Annotated in this window: 26 protein-coding genes, 1 other RNA gene and 1 riboswitch; of the genes, 20 read left to right on the top strand and 7 right to left on the bottom strand. The window is 34.6% G+C overall.

The genetic code is table 11. The annotated features are described in order from the left end of the window. The first annotated feature begins 75 nt into the window (after positions 1-75). The 11 genes from I5168_RS07715 (at position 76) to I5168_RS07665 (ending at position 8,762) form a co-directional block, all read left to right on the top strand. Positions 76-462, top strand: coding sequence for a DUF6122 family protein (locus tag I5168_RS07715; protein WP_431471406.1), 387 nt, complete (start codon positions 76-78; stop codon positions 460-462). Between the two features lie 91 nt (positions 463-553). Continuing rightward, positions 554-643, top strand: a riboswitch (TPP riboswitch). An 80-nt stretch (positions 644-723) separates the two neighbouring features. Beyond that, entirely contained in the window at positions 724-1,470 is a 747-nt protein-coding gene (gene thiM, locus I5168_RS07710) for a hydroxyethylthiazole kinase (RefSeq protein WP_431471405.1), read from the top strand. Between the two features lie 3 nt (positions 1,471-1,473). Further along, positions 1,474-2,118: a thiamine phosphate synthase gene (thiE, locus tag I5168_RS07705; RefSeq protein ID WP_431471404.1), complete on the top strand. Its 645-nt coding sequence runs from the start codon at positions 1,474-1,476 to the stop codon at positions 2,116-2,118. After that, positions 2,094-2,747, top strand: a complete 654-nt coding sequence (tenA, locus tag I5168_RS07700; protein ID WP_085775011.1) for a thiaminase II — start codon at positions 2,094-2,096, stop codon at positions 2,745-2,747. Before thiE ends, tenA begins: the two co-directional genes overlap by 25 nt. Next, complete coding sequence (thiD, locus tag I5168_RS07695) at positions 2,735-3,547, top strand: bifunctional hydroxymethylpyrimidine kinase/phosphomethylpyrimidine kinase (RefSeq protein ID WP_431471403.1); 813 nt, start codon at positions 2,735-2,737, stop codon at positions 3,545-3,547. Before tenA ends, thiD begins: the two co-directional genes overlap by 13 nt. A gap of 131 nt (positions 3,548-3,678) precedes the next feature. Beyond that, on the top strand, positions 3,679-4,152 hold the full coding sequence (locus I5168_RS07690; protein ID WP_431471402.1) for a hypothetical protein: 474 nt from the start codon (positions 3,679-3,681) through the stop codon (positions 4,150-4,152). 157 nt (positions 4,153-4,309) lie between these two features. Continuing rightward, positions 4,310-5,542, top strand: coding sequence for a pyridoxal phosphate-dependent decarboxylase family protein (locus I5168_RS07685; protein ID WP_167342278.1), 1,233 nt, complete (start codon positions 4,310-4,312; stop codon positions 5,540-5,542). Positions 5,543-5,704: 162 nt separating this feature from the next. Next, positions 5,705-6,082, top strand: coding sequence for a hypothetical protein (locus tag I5168_RS07680; RefSeq protein WP_431471401.1), 378 nt, complete (start codon positions 5,705-5,707; stop codon positions 6,080-6,082). 95 nt (positions 6,083-6,177) lie between these two features. After that, positions 6,178-6,645, top strand: a complete 468-nt coding sequence (locus I5168_RS07675) for a hypothetical protein (RefSeq protein WP_431471400.1) — start codon at positions 6,178-6,180, stop codon at positions 6,643-6,645. A 290-nt stretch (positions 6,646-6,935) separates the two neighbouring features. Continuing rightward, a complete protein-coding gene (nfsB, locus tag I5168_RS07670) occupies positions 6,936-7,598 on the top strand; it encodes an oxygen-insensitive NAD(P)H nitroreductase (protein ID WP_105019369.1) in 663 nt (220 codons plus the stop codon). 132 nt (positions 7,599-7,730) lie between these two features. After that, positions 7,731-8,762: an L-dopachrome tautomerase-related protein gene (locus tag I5168_RS07665; protein WP_431471399.1), complete on the top strand. Its 1,032-nt coding sequence runs from the start codon at positions 7,731-7,733 to the stop codon at positions 8,760-8,762. Positions 8,763-8,769: 7 nt separating this feature from the next. On the opposite strand, the gene I5168_RS07660 is transcribed toward I5168_RS07665, so the two are convergent. Next, positions 8,770-9,708: a LysR substrate-binding domain-containing protein gene (locus I5168_RS07660; protein WP_105019371.1), complete on the bottom strand. Its 939-nt coding sequence runs from the start codon at positions 9,706-9,708 to the stop codon at positions 8,770-8,772. A gap of 105 nt (positions 9,709-9,813) precedes the next feature. Between I5168_RS07660 and katG the strand changes: the two genes are divergently transcribed. The 3 genes from katG to I5168_RS07645 all read left to right on the top strand — a co-directional run bounded on the left by katG (position 9,814) and on the right by I5168_RS07645 (position 15,323). After that, positions 9,814-12,102 (top strand): catalase/peroxidase HPI, encoded by a 2,289-nt coding sequence (katG, locus tag I5168_RS07655; protein WP_431471398.1) that lies wholly within the window; start codon positions 9,814-9,816, stop codon positions 12,100-12,102. A 109-nt stretch (positions 12,103-12,211) separates the two neighbouring features. Further along, positions 12,212-13,834: a protein adenylyltransferase SelO gene (locus I5168_RS07650; protein WP_431471397.1), complete on the top strand. Its 1,623-nt coding sequence runs from the start codon at positions 12,212-12,214 to the stop codon at positions 13,832-13,834. Positions 13,835-13,919: 85 nt separating this feature from the next. Beyond that, a complete protein-coding gene (locus I5168_RS07645; RefSeq protein WP_431471396.1) occupies positions 13,920-15,323 on the top strand; it encodes an exonuclease domain-containing protein in 1,404 nt (467 codons plus the stop codon). A gap of 79 nt (positions 15,324-15,402) precedes the next feature. On the opposite strand, the gene I5168_RS07640 is transcribed toward I5168_RS07645, so the two are convergent. Continuing rightward, positions 15,403-15,837 carry a hemerythrin domain-containing protein gene (locus tag I5168_RS07640; protein WP_431471395.1) on the bottom strand — a complete coding sequence of 145 codons (435 nt, stop codon included), beginning with the start codon at positions 15,835-15,837 and terminating at the stop codon, positions 15,403-15,405. Between the two features lie 10 nt (positions 15,838-15,847). Further along, entirely contained in the window at positions 15,848-16,339 is a 492-nt protein-coding gene (locus I5168_RS07635; RefSeq protein WP_431471394.1) for a pyridoxamine 5'-phosphate oxidase family protein, read from the bottom strand. Between the two features lie 217 nt (positions 16,340-16,556). Between I5168_RS07635 and I5168_RS07630 the strand changes: the two genes are divergently transcribed. Continuing rightward, positions 16,557-16,691: a hypothetical protein gene (locus I5168_RS07630; protein WP_258150540.1), complete on the top strand. Its 135-nt coding sequence runs from the start codon at positions 16,557-16,559 to the stop codon at positions 16,689-16,691. 48 nt (positions 16,692-16,739) lie between these two features. On the opposite strand, the gene I5168_RS07625 is transcribed toward I5168_RS07630, so the two are convergent. After that, complete coding sequence (locus I5168_RS07625; RefSeq protein WP_431471393.1) at positions 16,740-18,407, bottom strand: alpha-amylase family glycosyl hydrolase; 1,668 nt, start codon at positions 18,405-18,407, stop codon at positions 16,740-16,742. A gap of 116 nt (positions 18,408-18,523) precedes the next feature. Between I5168_RS07625 and I5168_RS07620 the strand changes: the two genes are divergently transcribed. Next, positions 18,524-19,402, top strand: coding sequence for a sterol desaturase family protein (locus tag I5168_RS07620; protein ID WP_431471392.1), 879 nt, complete (start codon positions 18,524-18,526; stop codon positions 19,400-19,402). Here the strand turns inward: I5168_RS07620 and I5168_RS07615 are convergent, their stop codons facing one another. The 3 genes from I5168_RS07615 to ffs all read right to left on the bottom strand — a co-directional run bounded on the left by I5168_RS07615 (position 19,403) and on the right by ffs (position 20,827). Next, the gene (locus I5168_RS07615) at positions 19,403-19,879 is read right to left on the bottom strand and encodes a hypothetical protein (protein WP_060524408.1); all 477 of its coding nucleotides are present in this window, start codon (positions 19,877-19,879) and stop codon (positions 19,403-19,405) included. Then, on the bottom strand, positions 19,879-20,682 hold the full coding sequence (locus I5168_RS07610; RefSeq protein ID WP_431471391.1) for an SDR family oxidoreductase: 804 nt from the start codon (positions 20,680-20,682) through the stop codon (positions 19,879-19,881). Before I5168_RS07610 ends, I5168_RS07615 begins: the two co-directional genes overlap by 1 nt. A 45-nt stretch (positions 20,683-20,727) precedes the next feature. Further along, positions 20,728-20,827, bottom strand: an RNA gene (gene ffs, locus I5168_RS07605) — signal recognition particle sRNA small type. Between the two features lie 86 nt (positions 20,828-20,913). On the opposite strand from ffs, the gene I5168_RS07600 reads away from it, so the two are divergent. Genes I5168_RS07600 through I5168_RS07585 form a run of 4 tightly spaced genes read left to right on the top strand, consistent with a single transcriptional unit; the run spans position 20,914 to position 24,801 of the window. Next, a complete protein-coding gene (locus I5168_RS07600) occupies positions 20,914-21,960 on the top strand; it encodes a glutaminyl-peptide cyclotransferase (protein ID WP_431471390.1) in 1,047 nt (348 codons plus the stop codon). Beyond that, entirely contained in the window at positions 21,960-22,364 is a 405-nt protein-coding gene (locus I5168_RS07595; RefSeq protein WP_235783955.1) for an acyl-CoA thioesterase, read from the top strand. Before I5168_RS07600 ends, I5168_RS07595 begins: the two co-directional genes overlap by 1 nt. Position 22,365: 1 nt before the next feature. Beyond that, a complete protein-coding gene (locus I5168_RS07590; protein WP_167342289.1) occupies positions 22,366-23,901 on the top strand; it encodes a hypothetical protein in 1,536 nt (511 codons plus the stop codon). A 27-nt stretch (positions 23,902-23,928) separates the two neighbouring features. Then, entirely contained in the window at positions 23,929-24,801 is an 873-nt protein-coding gene (locus I5168_RS07585) for a DUF6252 family protein (protein WP_167342290.1), read from the top strand. Positions 24,802-24,811 lie beyond the last annotated feature (10 nt).

Genomic DNA, 24,811 nt, shown 5'->3' with positions numbered 1-24,811 from the left:
AACACCTCTCTTAACGAGGTGTTTTTTTTAATTGTAAATTTCAATTTTATAATAAATCTAGATTTATACGGCACCATGCAATTTGTAGTTCATTATTTTTTACATTTTGGTTTTCCTTTTTTCATTGCCTATATATTCTTTAGGAAAAATTGGAAACGGGCTTATTTAATTCTTCTCGCAACCATGCTGGTAGATCTTGATCATCTAGTAGCAAATCCCATATTTCAAGAAAATAGATGTAGTATAAATTTTCATCCACTGCATACTTTTTATGCGATGGCATTTTATGTAGTGTTACTGTTCTTCCGCAAGCCATTCAATAACATTGGTATCGGTTTACTTTTTCATATGCTAACTGATTTTATAGATTGCTTAATGACCTACAGTAAATGCACCGATTGCCTAGTCTCCTCTCCTATTTATGAGAGTTTACAATCAATAAGTCAATTCTTGGGCATATAATTTTATTCCTATACTTAAGAATAGTTGATACTACTAGATGTAAAACAAATATTAAAATCATAACAAACACTTTTTTATATAGTAACTTTACACCAATCGTTAGGGGTGCCGTTGTGCTGAGATTATACCCTATGAACCTGAGATGTGTAATTACAGCGGAGGAAAACGAGACTTGTAACTAGTAAATAACCATAAACCTACAAGCCACTTTCATTACCGTGAAAGTGGCTTTTTTAATATAATAATGACCCAACAAAGCATATGAATACAACCATTGACTTAATCAAAACGCAATCGCCGCTTATTCATAATATCACCAATTACGTGGTTATGAATAACACTGCAAATGCCTTACTAGCTATAGGAGCTTCACCAGTGATGGCTCATGCGATAGAAGAAGTTGAAGATATAACCACGATCTCATCATCTTTAGTAATCAACATGGGAACTCTTAGTAAATCTTGGGTAGCTGCCATGGAGCAAGCAATGAAAAAAGCAAACGCAAACGGAATCCCTATCGTCTTTGATCCAGTTGGAGTAGGCGCGTCAAATTACCGTACGCAAACCGCTCTTCACCTAGCAGAAACTTACCAACCTGACGTAATTCGCGGTAATGCATCAGAAATTATGGCACTGGCACAATTAAGTTCAAATACAAAAGGTGTTGATAGCACGATAGACTCTAATAACGCAGTGGATGCTGCTAGCACGCTTTCGCGAAAGCTGAATAATACAATTGTAATTAGTGGTGCTACCGATTATGTCGTAACTGGTGATAAAATTGAAGAAATCACTGGTGGAAGTGCGATGATGCCTAAAATAACAGGAATGGGATGTACCGCAACCAGTATTATAGGCGCTTGTGTAGCAGTTAACAAAGACATACATAAAGGTGCTCGAGATGGAATGGAAATTATGAGTAAAGCTGGTGAGCAAGCTGAGTCTAAATCCAATGGACCTGGTAGCTTTCAAATGAATTTTATAGACGCGTTGTTTCAACTCACATAGAATATGAATAAAGCAGACTATTCTCTTATGTATGTGACTGATGAGCGCATTACAGAAGATACCCTATTTTTTGACACGCTACAATCCAGCTTAAAAGGTGGTGTTACTATAGTGCAACTTAGGGAAAAGCTGCTGGATACTAGAGATTTTTATAATCGCGCCCTTAAAACAAAAGAGATCTGTGATTATTACAATGTGCCATTGATAATTAACGATAGAATTGATATCGCTTTAAGCATCAACGCCCATGGTGTTCATATTGGTCAACAGGATTTACCACCAGCAATCACGAGAAAAATTATAGGATCAGATAAAATTATCGGTTGGTCAGTAAGCAATGAGGAACAAGCTCTTAAGGCTAATAGCCTAGAGATTGATTACATAGGTCTTTCTCCAGTATTTAGCACGGCAACTAAAACAGAAAATTTAGAAAGGCCATTAGGAATTTCAGGTTTATCAAGAATAAAGTCCATAAGCAACAAACCCATTATATGTATAGGAGGAATTGACCATTCAAATACGGAAGTACTTATAGAAAATGGTGCAGAAGGAATTGCTGTGGTATCCGCTATATCAACCTCTGAGCAACCTCAAAAAGCAACTGAAAATTTTAAAAAATTATTATGTCGAATTGGTACCAACAAATAAATAAATCCACTGACAGTATTCTTGCTAAGATTCAAAATCAGCCTTTCATAAAAGAACTTATGCAAGGTACATTACCTAAAGATGTATTTCAGTTTTACATTAATCAAGATGCCTTGTATTTAGCGCAATACAAAAAAGTTCTTGCCTTAGTTGGAATTAAATGCCGTAATGAAAATGAAACCCAGTTTTTTCTAGATGCAGCAACAGGAATCATACATGTTGAAAATGCTCTTCATCAACATTTTGTAAATGCCGATTCGTTTACCACAATAGCATCACCTACTTGTGAGCTTTATACCAGTTATTTGTCTAGAATTGCTCATGAAAAATCAATTACAGTAAGTATAGCAGCTGTTTTACCATGCTTTACCATTTACAAACAAATAGGCGATTATATTCTTGAGAACCAAACTAATAAAGATAATAATCCTTACCAAGAATGGATTAACACCTATGGTGGTGAGGAGTTTGCAGCATCTGTAGAACAAGCAATCAATATTGCAAACAAGTATGCACAAACAGCTAATCAAGAAGAACTCGAAATGATGAACCAAGCCTTTTTGAAAGCTTCACAATTAGAGTGGATGTTTTGGGATAGTGCTTATAGAAAGGAACAATGGGAAATTTAAAAAACACTTACCATACAGTACTTACCATTGCCGGTAGCGATAGTGGTGGCTGTGCTGGTATACAGGCAGATATAAAGAGTATTTCTGCTTGTGGTGCATTTGCTGCCAGTGTCATTACAGCCACAACAGCACAAAATACGCAAGGTGTTTTTGATATTCACCCTATACCGATTGATCATATAGAAAAACAACTAGACGCTGTTTTTACCGACATAACCTTTCAAGCGGTAAAAATAGGCATGTTACATTCTTGTGAGGTGATTAAACTTATTTCAAAAAAGCTACAAGAGTACCAGGCAGTTAATGTGGTAATAGATCCTGTAATGGTAGCGACTTCAGGTGATAGATTGATCACCAACGAGGCGCTGCAAAGCTTGAAATCATTACTGCCACAAGCCTATTTGATCACACCAAATTCTAAGGAAGCAGAACTACTACTAGAACAAGAAATTAATCCCAAGAATGCACAAGAAGCAGCTCAACAACTAGCTGAAAAATACCAAACCTCGGTCTTATTAAAAGGCGGTCATATAGATCATGCTCCTGATGAAATGGTTGATATTTTATACAACTTTGAAACCACTCAAACCATTCTGCTCAAAAATCCTAAAGTAGAAACCCGTCACACTCATGGTACAGGCTGCAGTTTATCATCTAGCATTGCTACTTTTTTAAGTAAAGGATATTCCTTGGAGAAATCAGTTGACCATGCATGCCAATACATCAATTCGGCAATTTTAAATGGTAAGGATAAGGTGTTGGGAAAAGGCAACGGTCCCATCAATCATTTTGGATTGTAATTTTTTATGAGGATGTATTTTAGGTACGCTTTCGCGAAAGCGTAATCAAATCAAGCAACTGTAAATCAGACAATAATGTTGTAAAAAGTTTATTAATCCATATCTTTAAGCTGAATATAAAAGGTGTAAAAATGACCAAAAAGTTAACTCCTATATTTTGTTTACTACTCTTTCTAATAGTAACCAGTTGCACATTAGAATCTGAATTTTCTTTACCCAACAATGAGGAAATTGATAGTGAGTTATTGGGTTTATGGAGCCCAACAAATAACCCGAAAGAATCCGTAAAAATAGAACGTCACACTGATAAAAGATACAAGTTAACTCTTATAGATGGAGATGATCAAGAGGAGTTAATCGCCTACTCTACTACCATAAGAGAAAGACAAATTTTGACTATAATCACGGAAGATGAAGTTGGTCTGAGTTACCAATTTTATGGGATCTCAATGATAAACAACTCTCTTACCTATAGTGAAGTCAATAATCAAATAAGAGAGGAAAAATTTGAATCCCAACAAGATTTATATGATTTTTTCCTCACTCATATTGAGAAAGATTATTTTTTTAAGAATCCTGAAACTTTAAAAAAAATATCCCATTAATCTAAAATGCATTACTTGGGATCAACGGTTTAAATTAAAAGTTATAAAGTAAAAATCTGAATCATAATCTTATTGTTTTTACAAGTCACTTATTTAAGAAATCTTACCTTCGTCATAATTTTTACAGCCCTTTTGGGGCTATTTTTAAACAGCTATAATGACACAATTTTGGACTAAAAAATCCGAAGAAGAGATTAAGAAGATTGTATTTAATGCATTAGATAAAAATATAAATTATGACAAGGAAGGAGTTATAGGGGTACCTGCTTCCTATTTAGACGACAAGGTTTTTAATCAAGATGCTACCTTTCTTAAAGACGCTCCTTTTATGTACGCACTGGTGAAAAATCCCAATCACATAGGTTGTCATACTTTAGGAAATTCCGAATCTTTTTTTGAAGGTACACATGCAATTGAAAAGGATCTTATTGAAATTTGTGCTGTAGATATTTTAAAAGGAATACCATATGAACAAGATGGTTACGTAGCATCGGGAGGAACTGAAGCTAATATTCAGGCCATATGGATTTATCGTAACTATTACATGCAACAAATGAATGCATCTCGTGATGAGATAGCAATTGTTTGTAGTAAAGACAGCCATTATTCCATGGATAAAGCTGCAAATCTATTATCGATCAATATTCACAAATATGATGTAAATGAACATACTAGGGAAATTACAGCAGCAAGTGTCGAGCAAACTCTTACTAGCGCAAAAAACAAGGGTATAAAATACTTTATTGTGGTTGCAAACATGATGACAACCATGTATGGATCAGTTGATAATATTGAAACAATAATAGATTCTTTAAAAAAACTGAAGTGTGAATATAAAATCCATGTAGATGGTGCTTATGGTGGTTTTTACTACCCTTTTACCATTAAAAACAACTTACTTACCTTTAAAAATCCTGAAATCACATCCTTTACACTTGATGCTCATAAAATGGCACAGTCTCCTTATGGAACAGGAATTTTCTTGATAAGGAAAGGTTTTATGAAGTATGTAAACACCCAAGAAGCAAGTTATGTGGAAGGTCAAGATTTTACACTTGTAGGTAGCCGTTCAGGAGCCAATGCCATCGCGGTATGGATGATATTGGCAAAAAATGGACCGTATGGTTGGCAGGAAAAAATATTTATACTTCAAAAAAGAGCTGAATGGATTTGTAAGGAGCTAGAGCAACTTAATATAAAATACTATCGTAACCCCATGTCGAACATTGTTACGATAGGATCCAGCTATTTAAATCCAGAATTGGTTAAAAAATATGGTCTAGTACCAGACAATCATGTATCACCTAAATGGTATAAAATTGTAATTATGGAGCACGTTACTGTAGATAAACTAGCTCTTTTCATCAATGACATAAAGGAAACTGTTTAAACAGCTTTGAACTATAGAAGAGCGAAATTTATACGAAACCTGATAGCGTTTAGCATTAGATAGATTAAAACTAATCGGTATTCGTAAATAGCTTTTTTTATTTTTTTTAAGGTTTATACTTCAGGGATACTACTACTTTTGGCATCTGAATTTTTCTAAAACTTGAAGGAGAAAAGAACTCATATTTTAAGTGCTATTGTACTTGCTGCCATTTATGTATTTGGAATAGTTAACTGCATTAATACAGTTAATATTTCACATGTTTCTATTCAAGAAAATAACATATCCACAGATAAAATAGAATCTGTTGGGAATGACCTATTCGCCCATGCTACGCCTTCGGATAGCAGCATTTTTAGTCTTACTGAATACAGCGACTATAATGGTTTAAGTAGTAAGACATCACCATCATTCCATAGCTCTCTTGTATTTTCAAATGAAATAAAGGCAAGACTAAAACAATATACCAATTATCATTTTTCTATATCATTTAGGTATAGAAAATCAGACCTAATATTTCCTTTTCATTACTTCTGGTAGTTAGAAGCTTTTTAATCTGAATCAGATTAAAGCTACGATAAGGTGCTGTAACCTTTACAGTACTAAAAAACATACTATCAATTTAAAATAAAATAATGAATACAGGAATAGCCTTTATAGGCATCGTTTGTGTTGCAATTTGTGCAATACCGTTTTTACTCACATACAGCTCACGTAAAAGAAAACAAACTTTAGAAAAGAAGGAATTTGATACTTTCTTAATGAAACATCAAGCACAACTCGATTATAGCGAGTCTTGCGGTAACTATCATATCGGTATAGACCAGAATAAAATGAAATTGTATTTTCAGCTTCATACAAAGCACCTTATAGAGCAGGAAGTGGTTAACCTTGATGAAATCAGTCATGCCGAAGTTAAACGACATAACTCTAAAAAGGGAACTATAGATAAGCTCGTGATGATACTCTATCCTATGGACAAGAACTTACCTAGTACTTTTTTAGATTTTTATGATATCAATTTGAGTTATTTGCCTAGTGGTGAAATTGAATCTATTGAAAAATGGCAAGACGTTATAAACAAAGCCATTAAACATAACTAAAGTCCATAATGTGGTTTTTCATTTTTTTATTTTCACAATAAGAATGAAAAACCGCATCAAATTCTGACAATTTTCTTGAGAAGAATCTTAAAAAATTAATACAATAAACTCTATTAACACAAGATTAATACTCTACAAGAACCAATTATAAATAACTGATTAACAATGTTTTATTTTAGTGTTAATGATTTTTACAGCGTTAAAATATTACTATCATTTTAGATAGTTATTGCTCACCAATAACACTATAGTTACTTTTGCTACTATAATTTTTATAGTACAATATTGATATGGAACATACAGACATTATAGAAGCATTAAAGTGGAGATACACAACAAAATCTTTTGACCCTTCTAAAAAAATATCTAAGGAAAATGAAGAGAAAATTAAAGAATTACTTCAGTGGAGCCCTTCTTCAATTAATTCTCAACCTTGGCATTTCGTATTAACGTCAAGTGAAGAAGGAAAAAAACGACTTGCAAAAGGAACCGCTGGATTTTTTAGCTTTAATGAATCCAAAGTGACTCAAGCTTCACATGTTGTATTGTTTTGTACAAAAACTGAAATTAGCGATCAATATTTAAACGAAGTAACAGATAAAGAAGATGAAGACGGTCGTTTTGCAAATGAAGATTTAAAGGAACAAAACCTAGGTGCCAAAAAATTATTTACTAATATTCATAGATATGACTTAAAGGATGCCCAACATTGGATGGAAAAACAAGTTTATTTAAACATTGGTAATTTCCTTCTAGGTGTGGCTGCACTTGGAATAGATGCTGTACCTATGGAAGGTATTGATATGAAAGCCCTAGATGAAGAGTTAGGTTTACGTGAGAAAGGCTTTTCTTCTATTGTTATGGTTGGATTGGGTTACCGATCTGAAGATGACTTTAATGCCAAGCTACCTAAATCTCGATTGAATCAGGACGACATTATTACCGTGATATAACAAAAATTAGAATTTAGAATTTAAGTGAACAAAGCCTTTGAGAATACTCAAAGGCTTTGTCTATTAACAACATATTAATTCATCTAGGTATTCAACAGGATTATCTTTGTTGATGTAATGAATCTATTAGTCATGAATAAAGTAATCCCGTTTTTACTGAGTATTATTTTCTTGAGCTGTCAAACTGAACAGAAAAAACAAATTACCCAAGTAATTTCCTTTAAAGGTCAACAAGTGACTGGTGTAACTGCTACAAATACAGGAAGGTTATTTGCTAATTTTCCTAGATGGCGCAACAATGTTGAAAATTCAGTCGTTGAGATTTCAGATTCTGGAGTTGCAACACCTTATCCCAGTAAAGATTGGAACAACTGGAAACTAGGAGCTCCTATCCATGATAGCTTATTTGTTGCGGTTCAATCGGTGGTAGCCTTTGAAAACCATTTATATGTTCTAGATACAAGAAACCCATTGTTCAAAGGGGTTATTGGACAACCTCGAATTTATGATTTTGATTTAAATACCAATCAACTGCTCAACACATACTTTCTGTCTCAAGGTAGTTATCATCATGACTCATATATCAATGACCTTAGAGTTGATAAAAAATTAAATAAAATATATTGTACAGATTCTGGTCATGCCGGTCTCGTAATAATTGATATGGAATCTGGAAATTCTATCAGAGTTTTGGATAATCATGAATCTACGCTAGCACAAGTAAACAAACTTACTTTTGACAACGGTGATTGGAAAAATACGGTTCATTCCGATGGTATTGCCTTGGATACTGTAAATAACGAATTATATTTTCATGCACTTACAGGTTATAAATTGTATAAGATTTCAACGCAGTCACTTAACTCTGGTAATGTAAATATCATAAAGAACAACGTGCAGTTTGTAGCGCAAACTCCAGCTCCAGATGGAATGATAATAGATAGCAACGGAATACTTTATTTAGCTGATCTTGAAAAAAATAAGATTATGCAGTATAATATTAATCAAGGAGAACTGTCTGTTTTAGCTCAGGGCGAAAACATAAGATGGGCAGACACATTTACACTACACGACAATAAACTGTATTACACAAATTCTAGAATTAATGAGGCTCAAGATGACATAAGCCAATTAGAATTTTCAATTAATTACATTGAATTATAAATTCAAGTTACTCTAATGGATGAATAATTTTGTTTTCAGGAATTTCAGAAATAACTTCCTTCATGATGTCTTGAATCATCAATTGGAGTTTATTAAGTAGCGTTTTCTTCACAAAATACTTATGAGTAATTATTCCTACCGATCTGGATGGAACAGGTGTATCAAAATGTACCAATTTATCTTGATCATTCTCGGTAAAATCTAAGGTAGCTATTTGCGGTAATATAGTTAAACCATTACTCGCTTTGGTAAATCTTATAAGGCCGTCTAGCGATCCAGATCTAAATTCGAGATTAGAATCTTCATCAACCTGTCGAGAAGACTGTTCACAAATTTGATGTACTTGAGTTTGTAAACAATGACCTTGTTTTAATAACCACAACTTGGAATAATCTAAATTTTTAATAGAAATAGGTCCTTCAGTAGATTTTTCCCTGCAATCATAAATTAAAAATGGTTCAACAAACAATTCTTTTTCATTAAGATCTTTATCCTTTATAGGTAAAGCGAGTAAGCCAATATCTAAAGATCGATTTTTTATAGCTGCTACGATCTCGTCAGTTTGTAATTCATCCACAATTAAATTTACATAGGGAAATTTAGTGGCAAACTTGTGTAAAAATAAGGGTAATAAGTAAGGAGCTATTGTGGGAATCACCCCTATTTTTAATTCACCCATGAGCTCACCTTTCAACTCTTTAACCAGTGCTCCTAACAGTCCAATATCATTGTTTATAGTCCTTAAACGTTCAACGATTATAGCTCCTTCACGAGTGACTGAAACAGGTTTGGACTTACGATTGAAAATTTTAATTCCTATTTCATCTTCAAACCTTGCAATCATCGTACTTAAGGTAGATTGACTTACAAAGCATTTATCGGCTGCGGCTTCAAAATTTCTTAAATCAACAACCGCTAGAATGTATTTAAACTGTTGAATATTCATATACAAATATAATATCTACCATGTCGATATTAACATTGATTTTTTAGTTTTTATAAATAAAACAACGCGCCTAGTTTTGTGCCAAATTCAATTAAACAATACACTATGCGCAAGATTTTAATAATTTCCGCAATTGCACTGGTAGCTATAGCATCCGTAGCTTTTACCATGCATGTTAACAGTTATTCAGACAAGACTTCAACGTCTGAATCTGGCGGCTGTCCATTTGGTTTTGACCAACCTAAATCAACAGGAAACAGAATTAAAGGAGAAGGAAAAACCAATCAAGAATGGTGGCCTAATTCATTAGATTTAAGTGTCCTTAGACAAAATAGCGATAAATCAAATCCACTTGGAGAAGATTTTGATTACAAAAAAGAATTTGAAAGTTTAGACTATGCGGCTTTAAAAGCTGATGTAGAAAAAGTACTTACCGATTCAAAAGATTGGTGGCCAGCAGACTTTGGTAACTATGGTGGATTATTCATAAGAATGGCATGGCACAGTGCCGGTACTTATAGAACTGGTGATGGTCGTGGTGGTACACGAGAAGGTAAACAACGTTTTGCTCCTCAAAACAGTTGGCCTGATAACGCAAACCTAGATAAGGCAAGAAGATTACTTTGGCCAGTTAAACAAAAATACGGTCAAAAAATTTCATGGGCAGATTTAATGATTTTGGCAGGAAATGTATCCTTTGAATCCATGGGCTTTGAAACACTAGGCTTTGCTGCTGGTAGAGAAGATACATGGGAACCACAAACAAGTGTTTATTGGGGTTCAGAAAATGAAATGCTAGGTGACGATAGATTCAATGAAGAAAGAGAACTAGAACAACCACTTGCTGCTGCACAAATGGGTTTAATTTATGTAAATCCAGAAGGGCCAAATGGAAATCCAGATCCAGTACTTGCAGCACACGACATACGTAAAACCTTTGGACGTATGGGAATGAACGATGAGGAAACAGTTGCTCTTATTGCTGGTGGACATACCTTAGGTAAAACACATGGTGCCGCGAGTGGTGAGAATTTAGGAAACGCTCCAGAAGAATCAGGAATTGAAGAACAAGGATTAGGATGGAGCAGCACTTTTAAATCTGGTAAAGGAGCCGATGCTGTTACGTCGGGTCTTGAAGTAACCTGGACTCTTACTCCTACACAATGGAGTAATGGATATTTTAAATCACTTTTTGAAAATGAATGGAAACTAGTAAAAAGTCCTGGTGGCGCACATCAATACGAGGCTGTAAATCCTAAAAAAATGTATCCACATGCCTTTGATAAGGATAAAGAAGTTAAACCTACCATGCTCGTAACTGATTTATCGATGATTAAAGATCCAGAGTATCGTAAGATTTCTAAAAGATTTTATGAAAACCCAAAGGAATTTGATAAAGCTTTCGCGAAAGCGTGGTTCAAACTAACACATAGAGATATGGGGCCTAAATCCACTTACCTAGGACCTGAAGTTCCTGCGGAAGAATTTATCTGGCAAGATCCTATTCCTGCTTTAGATCACAAACTGGTTTCTACTAAAGATGTTGATCGACTTAAAAAAGAAATCAAAAACTCTGGTTTAAGTACTAGTGAATTAGTTTCAACAGCATGGGCTGCCGCAGCTACTTACCGAGATGGTGATAGACGTGGTGGAGCAAATGGCGGTAGAATAAGATTAGAACCACAAGTAAGCTGGGAATCAAACAACCCGAATCAACTTAAAAAAGTTTTAAAAGTTTATGAGGAAATAAAATCAAATTTTGATTCCAATACAACAAAAATTTCTATAGCCGATTTAATTGTTCTAGGTGGAAATATAGCTATAGAAGACGCTGCAAAAAAAGCAGGATATACCATTAAAGTTCCTTTTACACCTGGTAGAATGGATGCGTCACAAGAACAAACAGATATTGATGGTGTTAACCTGCTAGAACCTATCGCCGATGGTTTTAGAAACTACCAAGAAAAAGAATATACGCTTACCCCAGAACAATTACTGATTGACAAGGCTCAACAACTTACATTAAGCGCGCCAGAAATGACGGTCCTTGTAGGTGGTATGAGAGCCCTAGGAGCAAACTACGATAATTCGTATGTAGGAGTTTTAACTGATAATCCTGGTGTACTTACTAATGATTTCTATCGCAATCTTTTAAGTATGGATTATAAATGGAAAGCTGTTGAAGGAGAAAACAATCTGTTTGAAATCATCGATCGTTCCAACAATAAAGTAATGTGGAAAGCAACTAGAGCAGATCTTATTTTTGGATCAAATTCAGAATTAAGAGCTTTATCTGAAGTTTATGCCAGTGACGATGCCAAGGAGCGATTTATAAACGACTTTGTACAAGCATGGAGTAAAGTAATGAATCTAGATCGATTCGACATTAATTAAAGAGTAATTGATTTTTATGATAAGCGGTTTTAAAAATTTTTAAAACCGCTTTTTTTATTCTTAACTTATTTTGAACCTAAGCCATACGCCTAATTCTTATTTTTACCACATGGCCCAATTGAAACCTATTAATGCGTTTACATCTACCTTACCTGCAGATCCAGTAGATGAAAATTACCGACGACAAGTAAGTCAAGTAGCGTACTCTTTTGTACAACCAGAACACTTTATTGATAGTGAGGTACGACATACATCATCGCTAACCGAAGAGCTAGGTTGGGATCCCATTTATGTGGCTAGCAATGAATTTAAAGCTGTATTTGGCAGTAAGCAAATTATAGAAAATAGCAAGCCTTATGCAATGGCCTATGCTGGTCATCAATTTGGTAATTGGGCTGGTCAATTGGGTGATGGTCGCGCTATCAATCTTTTTCAACTAGAAACTGATATTGGATTGCAAACCTTTCAACTTAAAGGGGCAGGACCTACACCCTATTCAAGAAATGGAGATGGATATGCAGTTTTAAGGTCCTCTATAAGAGAATACTTGTGTGCAGAAGCAATGCATCACCTTGGCGTTCCAACCACACGTTCACTCACAATAGCTACTACTGGTAAACAAGTATTAAGGGATGTTATGTATGATGGAAATCCAGAATATGAACAAGGTGCCATAGTTTGTCGAGTAGCTCCTAGTTTTATAAGGTTTGGTAATTTTGAATTATTTGCGGCACAAGGAGATCAAGAAAACTTAAGAAAACTGCTGGATTATACGATTGAGCATCACTTTCCACAGGTCACAGCACTTGATAAGAAAGGATATCTAGAGTTTTTTGAAATTGTGTCTCAACGCACATTGGACATGATTATCCACTGGCAACGAGTAGGATTTGTTCATGGGGTAATGAATACAGATAACATGAGTATCCTGGGCCTTACGATTGATTATGGACCATATGGATGGTTAGAACCTTATGACCACGGTTGGACTCCAAATACGACTGACCGACAACACAAAAGGTACCGTTATGGTGCACAACCCGAAATTGGATTGTGGAATTTGCTTCAGCTGGCAAATGCACTCTATGAAATAATCGATGATCAATCTGGAATAGAACAAGTTTTAGACAATTACAAAATTCAATATCAAGAAAAACATCTTGATATGATGAGGAATAAGCTAGGTTTTCTTCATAAAGATAGTAACGATCAACAATTAGTAACACAGCTCATACAAACCCTTCATCTTCACGAGGTAGATCACACGTTCTTTTTCAGGGAATTGCAGCATTTGGACAGAAACATGGATACTACCATTATGCTAGATAAACTTGCCATTGCTTTTTATGATTTTGAACAATTAAGTGAACCTCATCGATTAAGGTGGTTGGACTGGTTATTGGTTTATAAGTCACGAATTCAACTAGATTATTCTAAATTTCTTGAATCCAAACAGTTTACTAATAATGATGAGGATGTTGTTAATCTCGCTTTCGCGAAAGCGAGATCTGAAAAATTAATTACAACGAATCCTAAATACGTCCTGCGCAATTACATAGCTCAACAAATTATTGATCAAGCTGAAAAAGGAAATTATACCATGTTCAACGAAGTTTATCGGGTATTGCAACATCCATATGACGAGCAACCAGAATTTGAAAAATACTATGCCAAAAGACCCGAATGGGCCAAAACTAAAGTGGGCTGCAGTATGTTAAGTTGTAGTAGTTGAACAACTTAAAACTTATAGGTGTTAAATTTTCATTTCACACATCGTTATAATTGGAATTATTCCTATTTTTGGAACTATTCCAATTATGAATTTACAAGAGCAAGATTTTGTTATAGTAGACCTAGAAACTACAGGTAGTGGACTGGGCGGAAATCGCATCACAGAGATATGTATGGTGCGCCTGCGAGGTGAAGAAATACTAGATAAATATACCAGTCTAGTGGATCCCCAAATGCTTATTCCTGATTTTATTACTAGTCTCACAGGCATTGATAATGAAATGACTAGTAGCGCTCCGCTTTTTGAGGAGATTGCTCAGGATATATTAGATTTTACTAAGGATGCTGTTTTTGTAGCACATAATGTGAGTTTTGATTACAACGTTTTACGCAATGAATTTAAAAGGTTGGAACTACCATTTACCCGTAAAAAATTATGTACGGTAAGATTGTCTAGAAAAATTATTCCAGGGTTTCCTAGTTATAGTCTAGGACGTTTGTGTAATTCATTAGGTATCGATCTTGTAAACAGGCATCGCGCTGAAGGTGATACTGATGCAACGGTAGAATTATTTAAATTACTGCTTACAAAACCCGATGCAAGCGAGGTAATGCTAAAGGCTCTTAAGCCCAAAAGTCGTGAGGGAACTTTTCCACCACACCTAGACCGATCTCAATTTAATGAGTTACCAGAAGTTCCCGGAGTTTATCTTTTTAAAAATCAAGCACAGAAGGTCATTTATGTAGGAAAAGCAATTAATTTAAAGAAAAGGGTACTCTCTCATTTTTATAACAAACGCAGTAAGTCCTATCATATGTGTCAAGAAATTCATCACATTGAACATATTCCAACTGGTAGTGAATTGGTTGCGCTGTTGCAAGAGGCAGAACTTATTCTTCACTACTACCCAAAATATAATGCTGCACAAAAAAAACCAAGACGTTCCTACCAGATTTTACATTATAAAAATCAAAAAGGCGTAATTCAGTTTGCGGTAGGAGTTATGAAATCCTACGACTCTAGATTAGTTACTCATTACAGTCGAGCACACGCCGTAGAACAACTGGAACAATTGTGTGAGGAATATAATCTGTGTCCTAGGTATTGTAGTTTTAACACTAAAGAACATTGCACCAGCCATTATAAGATAAAATCATGTAAAGGAGTATGTAGAGAAGAGGAACTTGTTCAACTATATAACATACGAGCTAATCAAGCGATTAGGGCTTTACAAGAGACCAATGCTACTTATTTCATTCAAGAACAAGGTAGAACCGAAGATGAATTTTGTTTGGTGATGGTCAAGGATGGTGAGTATGTAGGTTTTGGGTTTGTACCCAATCATGAATCTATAGAATCGGTAGAACAAGCAGAAAGCTATATTGAATCTAAAAAGCCTAATTATCACACCTCTCAAATTTTAAGAGCCTATATAGAAAAAAGGCCTGGTAAACGATTAGAGATAAATAATTGGAGTACTGCTGTTTAAACTATGTTTTTAAAGCTGTTATTTTCAAGTTTACCAAAAAGTAAAACGTCACCATAGCTTTATGGTGACGTTTTTGTATTTACCTATTGCTTTGCATGGCGTCCTTATAGTCTGACGCTAGGCTTTTCTTTTGATTTTCAGAAAGTGATTTTCCTGCAAGTTGAAAAACCTCGTGCTCTTCTTCATCAAGGTGGTGTATTACTTTATCGGCTAGGTTTTTCATGTGTGCCAGCCATGCGCTACTATCAAAGTCTGTGTCATTCAATTTTTCTATTAATTCATCAATTTCATGATGTTCGGCGACGCTGTGTCTGGCTTTATCTTGTGTAAGGTCATCCTTAAATAAAGGAACGTAAAAGTACTTCTCCTCTGCGTCGGCATGGATTTGGAGCTCTTTTTTAAGCTCTTCCCGAATGTTTCTTCTAAATTCACTATCACCAGAGGTGTCTAGTAACTTCTTACAATAATCACGTTGTTTCTCATGGTCTTCTCTTATGGCTTCAAAGATGTTCATAGTATTTTGGTTATAGAGTTAATTTTCCTTTTGTTCCTATATCAGTAGGTGTACCGGTTATGGCTGTAAAACCGAGCTTAATCATATTGCTAAGTGCATTGCTTTTAGTATCCCAATACTGACCTTCAAATGGTTGAAATTTTAAAATAGTAATGGAAGTATCCTCTTCATTTTCAAACCAATTATTATCAATATTTGAGTACAACTCTTTAATCAATTCTCTGTCATGAGAAATTATAGTTTCTCCATATACAATTAGGAACTGGTGGCTTGAAGGATCTGAAAACACAATTTGAGATTCTGCATCAATTTGAATATTCTGATTGTGCTCACTATCCTTTTTGCTAAAGAATAAAACGGTTCCATCGTCCTCTACCCTTTTTAAGGTCATGGGAATTGAGTGAATAGGAAATTTATCAAGTGCGGTTTGTAGGATTCCAGTTTGAATTTCTCTGGTTAATTCTAGGTACTTTTCTCTTGCTTCTCGTTGGGTTAAATTCATGTTGCTAGTTTTTCTTTTAAATCTATTGAACTTAAAAGGGTAAGCGTATTAATGAAATATGAATTAACAGAATTTAAGACTGATTGTTACAAGTTTTCAGAACTTAATTTTATTAAGAAGATTTTAAGTTTAACTCCTTCATTTAGTAATCATTAAATAACAATTCGTTAAGACAAAAACTGTGCTTGCATATTAAATTTGAAAAAAAAAGCAAACAATGAAAGAGTACTATCTAACCAATGGTTATAGTGATTACAAAAGAAAGGTAATGACTGATGACAATTCAACTAAGGAAAAACCCAAAGTTGAACCTCAAGAGCTATTTGATACAAGGTATCAAAGTAAACTTTAAACGGCTGGTAAACCAGCCGTTTTTTTTTATTCTAAAGTATAGTAATACTTAAAAGGACTCTAATAGGATTGTGTTGTTAACCACTTGTATGGACACCATTCCATCTTCCACAGAAAGTATTTTATCGGAATAAGCATCTCTAATCTCAGTTGCATTAGGGAATACTTTTTTAACTTCGATAGTAGTTGGACCGTTAGTTAAACCAGTTCCTACTAGTACGTCGTCTACGACTCCATTTTTATTGTAAAAACGGGCGAACAACACGCCTTGTCCATCGTGTTCTAGTTTAAAATGTTTTCCGGCTCCTACAGCAGGATGATTAGATCTAAATGTTCCTAACTTTTGATAATGCGACAACAAATTGTTGTCGATAGCATTCCAATTCATCATAGAACGTAGATTAGCATCACCCAAAGCTCCGTCAACTATCAATTGTCTTGCAGTTTCATCACCGTAATAGGTTTGTGCCATTCCTGGAGCTAGTAGTAGCTTTGTAGCTGCTTCATACCTTTTTTCTCTTCTAGGATCAAATGGTTGCCCATCATCATGACTGCTTATGTAGTTCATGAAGTAAGCTTTATCATTTGGATCTTCGTTTAGTAAGCTTTCGCGAAAGCTATCATACTTACTAAATAATTCTTCATAACTAGCCTGTGCATGTCTTTTGAAACCAAAATTGATCATGCCGTCATAACCATAATCGAAATAATCTACTTGATTCTCGTCACTGAATGGAAAAGGTCTACCACCTGCTACTTCCCAACCATACAATTCACCTAAAACGAAAAACTCATCGTCATGAATCATTAAATCAGGATGGTTGGACTTCCATTTTTCAAATGCTTTTTTAGATTGATCAATAAAGGTTTGCCATACATCTTCTTCAACATGTTTAACAGTATCTACTCTAAATCCATCTACACCTGTTTCACGTGCATAATCAGTAACCCATTTAATAAGATAATTAGAAGGTGTACGTGGTAAACCTGTTTCCTCAAAGAAGGCATCGATTTCTTGTACTTCTTGTTCATATCTACCTTCTTTTTTCCATTTCTGAATTAAGATTTCTGGTAATTCGACTTCTTTACTACTATTCGTTAAAATATCTGGTAAATTGTTAGTTAGTGTACAGTCAACAGCTGTCGCTTGATCTTGATAGGTACAGGTAGGTGTAGTTCGCACCCAATCTGATGGCCAAACGGGATCTAACTCGGTTACAGGACCTGTGTGGTTAATAACCACATCTAGTAAAACTCTTATATCCTGATCGTGAGCTTTTTGAACTATGGTTTTAAATTCCTCGTAAGTTCCATAGCTGGGTTCAATAGCTGTCCAATCCTTTGCCCAATATCCATGAAAAGCATAAGTGTTTCCTGTTCCTTCATCAACGCTGCCATGAATTTGTTCCCAAATAGGTGTAAGCCATATAGCATTTACTCCTAAATCAGAGAAGTAACCTTCATCTAGCTTTTGTATAATCCCTGCAAAATCACCACCTCTAAAATCTCTAAGTTTTCCTGTCTCTAGGTCTCTTTTTATAATGGTGTCATTAGTGGTATCACCGTTTTTGAATCTATCTGTAAGTAAGAAATAAACATGTGCGCTTGACCAATCAAACACCTTTTCTGGAACGGCAACATCCGCATTATCTTTTGAATTACATGATGTTATAACCAATGCAATTAGCAAAAAGAAAAGTAAATAGATATGTTTCATGAAATAAATTTGAGTACTAAAATACATTCACAATTGTTTTTTATGATGTTATCAGATTTATAAATAATACAACGTTGTAGTTTGTAATCTAAGGACAATATCTTTGTAATCGATTTATGAATAAATATGTAGACGTTTTTATAAGTAGTTTTAAAGGCTATTTTAATTATATAATTCATGAGGTTACACATCCTGAATGGGGTAGCTATTTTTATGGATTGTTATTACTATCCATGGTTGTTTATGTCTTGGAAATAATTATTCCATGGAGAAAAAAGCAGTCGGTAGTTCGCAAGGACTTTTGGTTGGATCTTTTTTACTTACTATTTAATTTCTTTTTGTTTTCACTTATAGGCTATAACGCAGTCAGTGATGTTTTTGTGACGCTGTTTAATGATGGATTGCGAGGTATAGGCATTACCAATCTAGTAGCTATTGAAATACAATCCTGGCCAGTATGGGCACAGTTGCTAACGATGTTCATAATAGCAGACTTTATCCAATGGAATATTCATAGGCTACTTCACAGAGTGCCTGCTTTGTGGCGTTTTCATAAGGTGCATCATAGTGTTAAGGAAATGGGGTTTGCCGCTCAATTTAGATTCCATTTTATGGAAACTATAATTTATAAGAGCTTGCAATATATACCACTGGCAATGATAGGATTTGGAATACAAGAGTTTTTTGTGGTACACATGATTGCTATTTTAATAGGTCATTTAAATCATGCTAACTTAAACTGGGATTATGGACCATTAAAATATGTTTTTAACAATCCCAAGATGCATTTATGGCATCATGCAAAAAAGCTTCCTGAACAACATCCTTATGGTGTTAATTTTGGTCTATCCTTAAGTATATGGGATTATTTATTTAAAACGGCTCATCAACCCTACAATGATCCTTATTTAGAATTGGGATTTGAAGGTGATGAGAATTATCCTGATGACTTTATTAAACAAACCATAAAAGGATTTGATAAAAATCAATCCTAATTAGATTCTTCCTGGACTAAATATTCGTTTTTTAAAGCCAAAAAGATCTGCTAGTTTTTCAGCCTCGTATTGTGCTGCTTGCTCATCTTCAAGTTGTAAAAGTAATAATCTTTGATAATGATTTTCAGTGAGTAAGCAAATTCTAAAAACTTGTTTTTTGGAACTGCTAGTAACCATTGATCTACTTGTCAAGGTCGTTTTTTCTGTAAAGGAAAGTACCGATATATCCGTGTATGGGCTTAATGTTTCCCATGTTCCAAATTTGATAAATAATACTTGAGTGTATGATTTTAATCGATTTTGATTCTTGTCTAATAAAACGCCTTTACGTGAAAGTAATATAGCAAAACCAACAAGTGTGATACAAATTCCAACTACAACATTTGAAGTAATCCCTACCAAACCAATTATGATAAATAATCCACTTAAAATTCTTGTAACAGGTGGAAAAAGCCAACTTGTTTTAAAATTATGCATTATAAACCATAGTGTTTTTTAAGCATGTTCTCATACATTTTTTCAGGTAGGATTTTTTTGAGAACGATGGAGAACTTTTGTAAAAAGCTACCTACTTTATAATGAATTCCGGGATTCTTTGCTTTTAATATTTTTTCGACTGTATATGCAACCTCCATTGGATCATTACCGTCATCCACATGTTCATCTATGAGCTTTAAGGTGTGTGAATAACCTTTTTCATAATCACTACCAGCAACAACGGGTGCGTGGTACCTACCTGATGCGATATTTGTTGCAAAATCTCCCGGTGCTAGATTACTAAAATGAATATTGAGGTGAGCACACTCCATACGATATGCTTCAGTCGCTATTTCTAGCGCTCCTTTTGAAGCACTGTAAATCCCTCGATAAGGTAATCCCATGTATCCAGCGATACTGGTTATATTTATCACTTGTCCCCTTTTTTGTTTACGCATTATTGGTAAAACCGCTTTTAACACCCTAAGAGGACCATAAAAATTAGTTTCCATAGCATGTTTTACCTCATCAATCGGAGTTTCCTCAATTGGTCCTGTAATACCTACACCTGCATTATTAATTAAGACGTCAATGGTAGTTTCTTTTTGTAAAATAGACGCAACACAGTTGTGCGCTGATTCTAAATCATGAACATCAAGTGCGACTAATTCAAAAGGTAAATTAGAATACTTATTAGGATTTCTACTTGTACCATACACCTTATAATCTAGTGATGAAAGATGTGTAGCTATGGATTTACCAATACCAGATGAAGCGCCAGTAACAAGAACCACTTTATTCATATTAGTCTTAATATCAGGTAGTTAAATTTCAATGAAGTGTACAAAAAAAGGCAAGCTACCTACATCACACCGCTACGACCGCTTACCTTTGCTGCGTTCCCGCCCTGGAGGAGTTCAGCAGGAGCTGGTTGTGTAGGACTTGCCCGGTGCAAATATATAATCTTGTATGGCTGTCACAAAGGATTAACTGTATTTTTATGAGTATATTTCGACTGAATTTTAAGTTGTACTATGAAATTAAAATCGATCGCTATAATTGCGACAATAGCACTCTCATTATCAGGATGTAAGACTGAACTGGAAAAATTCTCTTCAAACTACAGTTTAGAAATTTCCAACCCAAAATCGGTATATACACAGAATGATGAAATAAAAATTAGCCTTATCGATGACGCTGGTATAGGTATGGACAGTATAAAATGGTACCGCAATGCTCAACTTTTAAAAGAGGTTTCGGGTAGTACGCTTTCGCGAAAGCTGGCTAACGAACCTTTAGGTAACATTACCTATAAAGCTCGTATTTATAAAGACGGGAAAATAACGGCTGCCACAACACAGGTTACTCAGTATTCAAACAAACAGCCTAATATGATTAAAACTTTAGTGACTAATAGGTTTCCACATTTGACTGAAGCTTATACACAAGGTCTAGAGTTTTATGGAGATAGTTTATATGAAAGTACCGGACAATATCGTGAGAGTGATTTAAGAATCACCAATCCAACTACCGGTGAGGTAATTAAAAAAATCGAATTACCTGCCAATGAATTTGCAGAAGGTATGACCATTTTAAACAATAAAATTTATCAACTTACCTGGCGCAGTAACAAAGGATATGTTTATGATCTTAACTTGAACAAGTTAGATGAATTTAGATACAACGAGAGTAAAGAAGGCTGGGGTCTTACTAACGATGGCAAACATTTACTGAAAAGTGATGGTAGTGCCAAAATTTGGAGGATAGATCCAAACACTTATGAAGAGTTAGGGTACATTGAAGTTACTAGTAATGATCGACGCATTGATAAGATCAATGAATTGGAATTTGTAAATGGTAAAATTTATTGCAATGTGTATCAAAATGATTTAATCATGGTTGTAAATCCAGAAAATGGTGCTGTAGAATCATTTATTAATGTTAAGGATTTACGCAATGAGATACCTAATTGGGATAAAGACAATAACGTACTTAATGGAATCGCTTACCGTAATGAAACTGGTAAGTTCTATGTAACAGGAAAAAGATGGAACACTCTTTTTGAAATTGAATTACAATAGTGAAAGAGGAACTTCCTATCTACTCGAAAGAGCTTTTTGTAACGGACGAACATATAGATCAAAATGGGCATGTAAATAATGTAATCTATGTGCAATGGGTTAATGATATCGCACTGGAGCATTGGTTTTCAAAGTCCAACCAAAAACAACAAAAAGAGGTATTATGGTTTTTAGTAAAGCATACCATTAACTATAAAAGTCAAGCGGTTATCGGTGACCGAATTATTATTAAGACACAGGTAGGACGAGCAACAAATGTGAGATATGAACGTTTGGTAAATATTTACAATGCAGATAGTAATCAATTGCTAGCAAGCTCAAAAACAGATTGGTGCGCTGTAAATCCTGATGGAAAAATTATTAAGATCTCTCAAGAAATTAGAGATTTATTTGAAGTGAAATAGTATGAAGTACTTTTTAGGCGTCTTAGGAATTCTAATTTTATTGATCACAGGAACCTCGTGTAGGGATGATTTTTCGTTTGAACCTAGTACAGGAAATCTAGAATTTTCTCAAGATACTGTGTTTCTAGATACTGTATTTTCTACAATTGGAAGCAGCACTAGAACACTCAAAGTTTACAATAGAAGTTCAGACAACATAGTTATTCCTAGAGTAGCACTAGCCGATGGCACTAATTCAAAATACCGATTAAACGTTGATGGAATACCTGGTCAAGTGTTTGAAAATGTCGAATTACTAGCAAAGGATTCCTTATTTGTTTTTATTGAAACAACTGTAGATATTACTGATTTTACAAACGACACTCAATTTGTTTATGAAGATCAAATTGAATTTGATAGTGGCGCGTTGCAACAAAAAGTAGAATTAGTAACTCTTATACAAGATGCTATCTTCTTATTTCCTGAACGTGATGCCGATGGAGTGATAGGAACATTACCACTAGGAACTACACAGGATGGTGAGGAAATTAGAATTCAAGGTTTTGTTCTAGATGACAGTCAACTCAATTTTACAAATGAAAAACCTTATGTAATATATGGTTATGCAGCAATCCCTAATAATAGGACCATGACTATTCAACCTGGGGCAAGACTTCATTTTCATGCTAATAGTGGGATAATAGCCACTAATGAAGCCACCGTAAAAGCTTTGGGAGATTTCTCCTCAACAGAAGATCTAGAAAACGAAATAATAATTGAAGGTGATAGACTTGAACCATCATTTGCAGACTTACCTGGTCAATGGGGAACAATTTGGCTTACTCAAGGTAGCTTAAATCATGAATTCAATCATGTTACCATCAAAAATGCCAGTGTAGGGATTTTGATGGATAATTCTAATCCTAATTCTTCAGGTGCTACCTTAAAGATAAATAATAGTCAGATTTTAAACAGTTCAAATAGTGCTTTAATCGCAACTACTGCCGATGTTGATTGCTCTAATAGTATTTTTCATAACAGTGGTCAAAGTACCGTAATAGCAAGACTAGGTGGTTCTTACAACTTTAATAATTGTACCATTTCAAATTACTGGCGTAATAGCTTTAGACAAGATGCAACATTATTAATAACAAACGGCTTTCCTAATTCTGAATTAAGTGAAGATCTTATAGAAGCTACGTTTTCTAATTGTATCGTATATGGAGATAGGAATATTGAGATTGCCCTAGCTGATACTGAAAATAGTTTGTTCAATTTTAATTTTAACCATAGCTTGTTAAGAATCAATGATGTATTTAATGATTTAGACGGTAATCCTAATTACGATTTTAACAACCCATTACTTTACGAGAACAACATTCTAAACATCGATCCGGAATTTGAAAACCCTGCCAGATTTTTGATGAGAATTGACAATTCATCTGGTGCTAATGGCATTGCCAATCCAACTACAGCTAGTAACACTGATATTCTAAACATTACGCGAGGAAGCAATCCTGATGCTGGTGCTTATGAAAGTCAAGATCTTAATAATTAACAACTAAAAACAACTAAAAAAATCGATATGTTAAAGAGAACTTTACCTTTTTTAATTTTAATTCTTTCTGTTGTAGCATGTACTACAGATATAGAACCACTGGATCCAGGATTAAATCCTAACGGTGGTAATAATGGTGGTGGTAACTTAAATGCCGTTTTCACCGCAGAAATTGATGGTCAATTCAATGACTATTCAAGTACAGTCGAAGCTGAGGAAACTGAAGATGGTTTTACCGTAGGTACTTTGGGAAATCCTACTCTAGCCATTCAAGTATTTAATCCTGCTGTTGGCTCCTTTAATGTAGACGCAAATAACACAAACACTGGTGCGCTTATACTCTATTCTTCTGGCCCTAACAGCCTCTATGTTCCAATGAGTGGTACTGTAACAATCACTTCCTATGATACTACAAATCAAATTGCAAACGGTACATTTGAAGGTGTCATGTCGGATATTGCAGGAGTAGATCCCGATGTAATAATTACAAATGGTGTTTTTCAAAACATTACATACGACATCACAACCTCTTTTGATGAATGTGAAGCTCTATTAGACGGTAATCAGTTTGTAGCCGACGTTTTTGCATCAGCTGAAATCAATAATCAACTAAGTATTGCTTTCAGTAATAGCTTAAATGAACAAATCAACATTCAATTTCCATTGAATATTACTCCTGGCACTTATGATATAGAAGGTTTAGGAGGCACTTATATCGGTCGTTACACCGACACTAACGGAGTTGATTACACCTCTGTGCCAATGAGTGGTGAATTAGTAATTACTAGTTCTTCTAACCTCATATTTGAAGGTACATTTGAATTTACAGTAGCCGAAGATGGAAATCCTGCTAATGTTATTGTCATAACCGCTGGAACATTTATCTACGACTATAATTAATAAGAATTAA

This window comes from Nonlabens sp. SCSIO 43208, assembly GCF_050703575.1.
Lineage (GTDB): Bacteria > Bacteroidota > Bacteroidia > Flavobacteriales > Flavobacteriaceae > Nonlabens > Nonlabens tegetincola.
The sequence above is the reverse complement of the archived record's forward strand: the minus strand, read 5'-3'. Positions and strand labels throughout refer to the sequence as shown.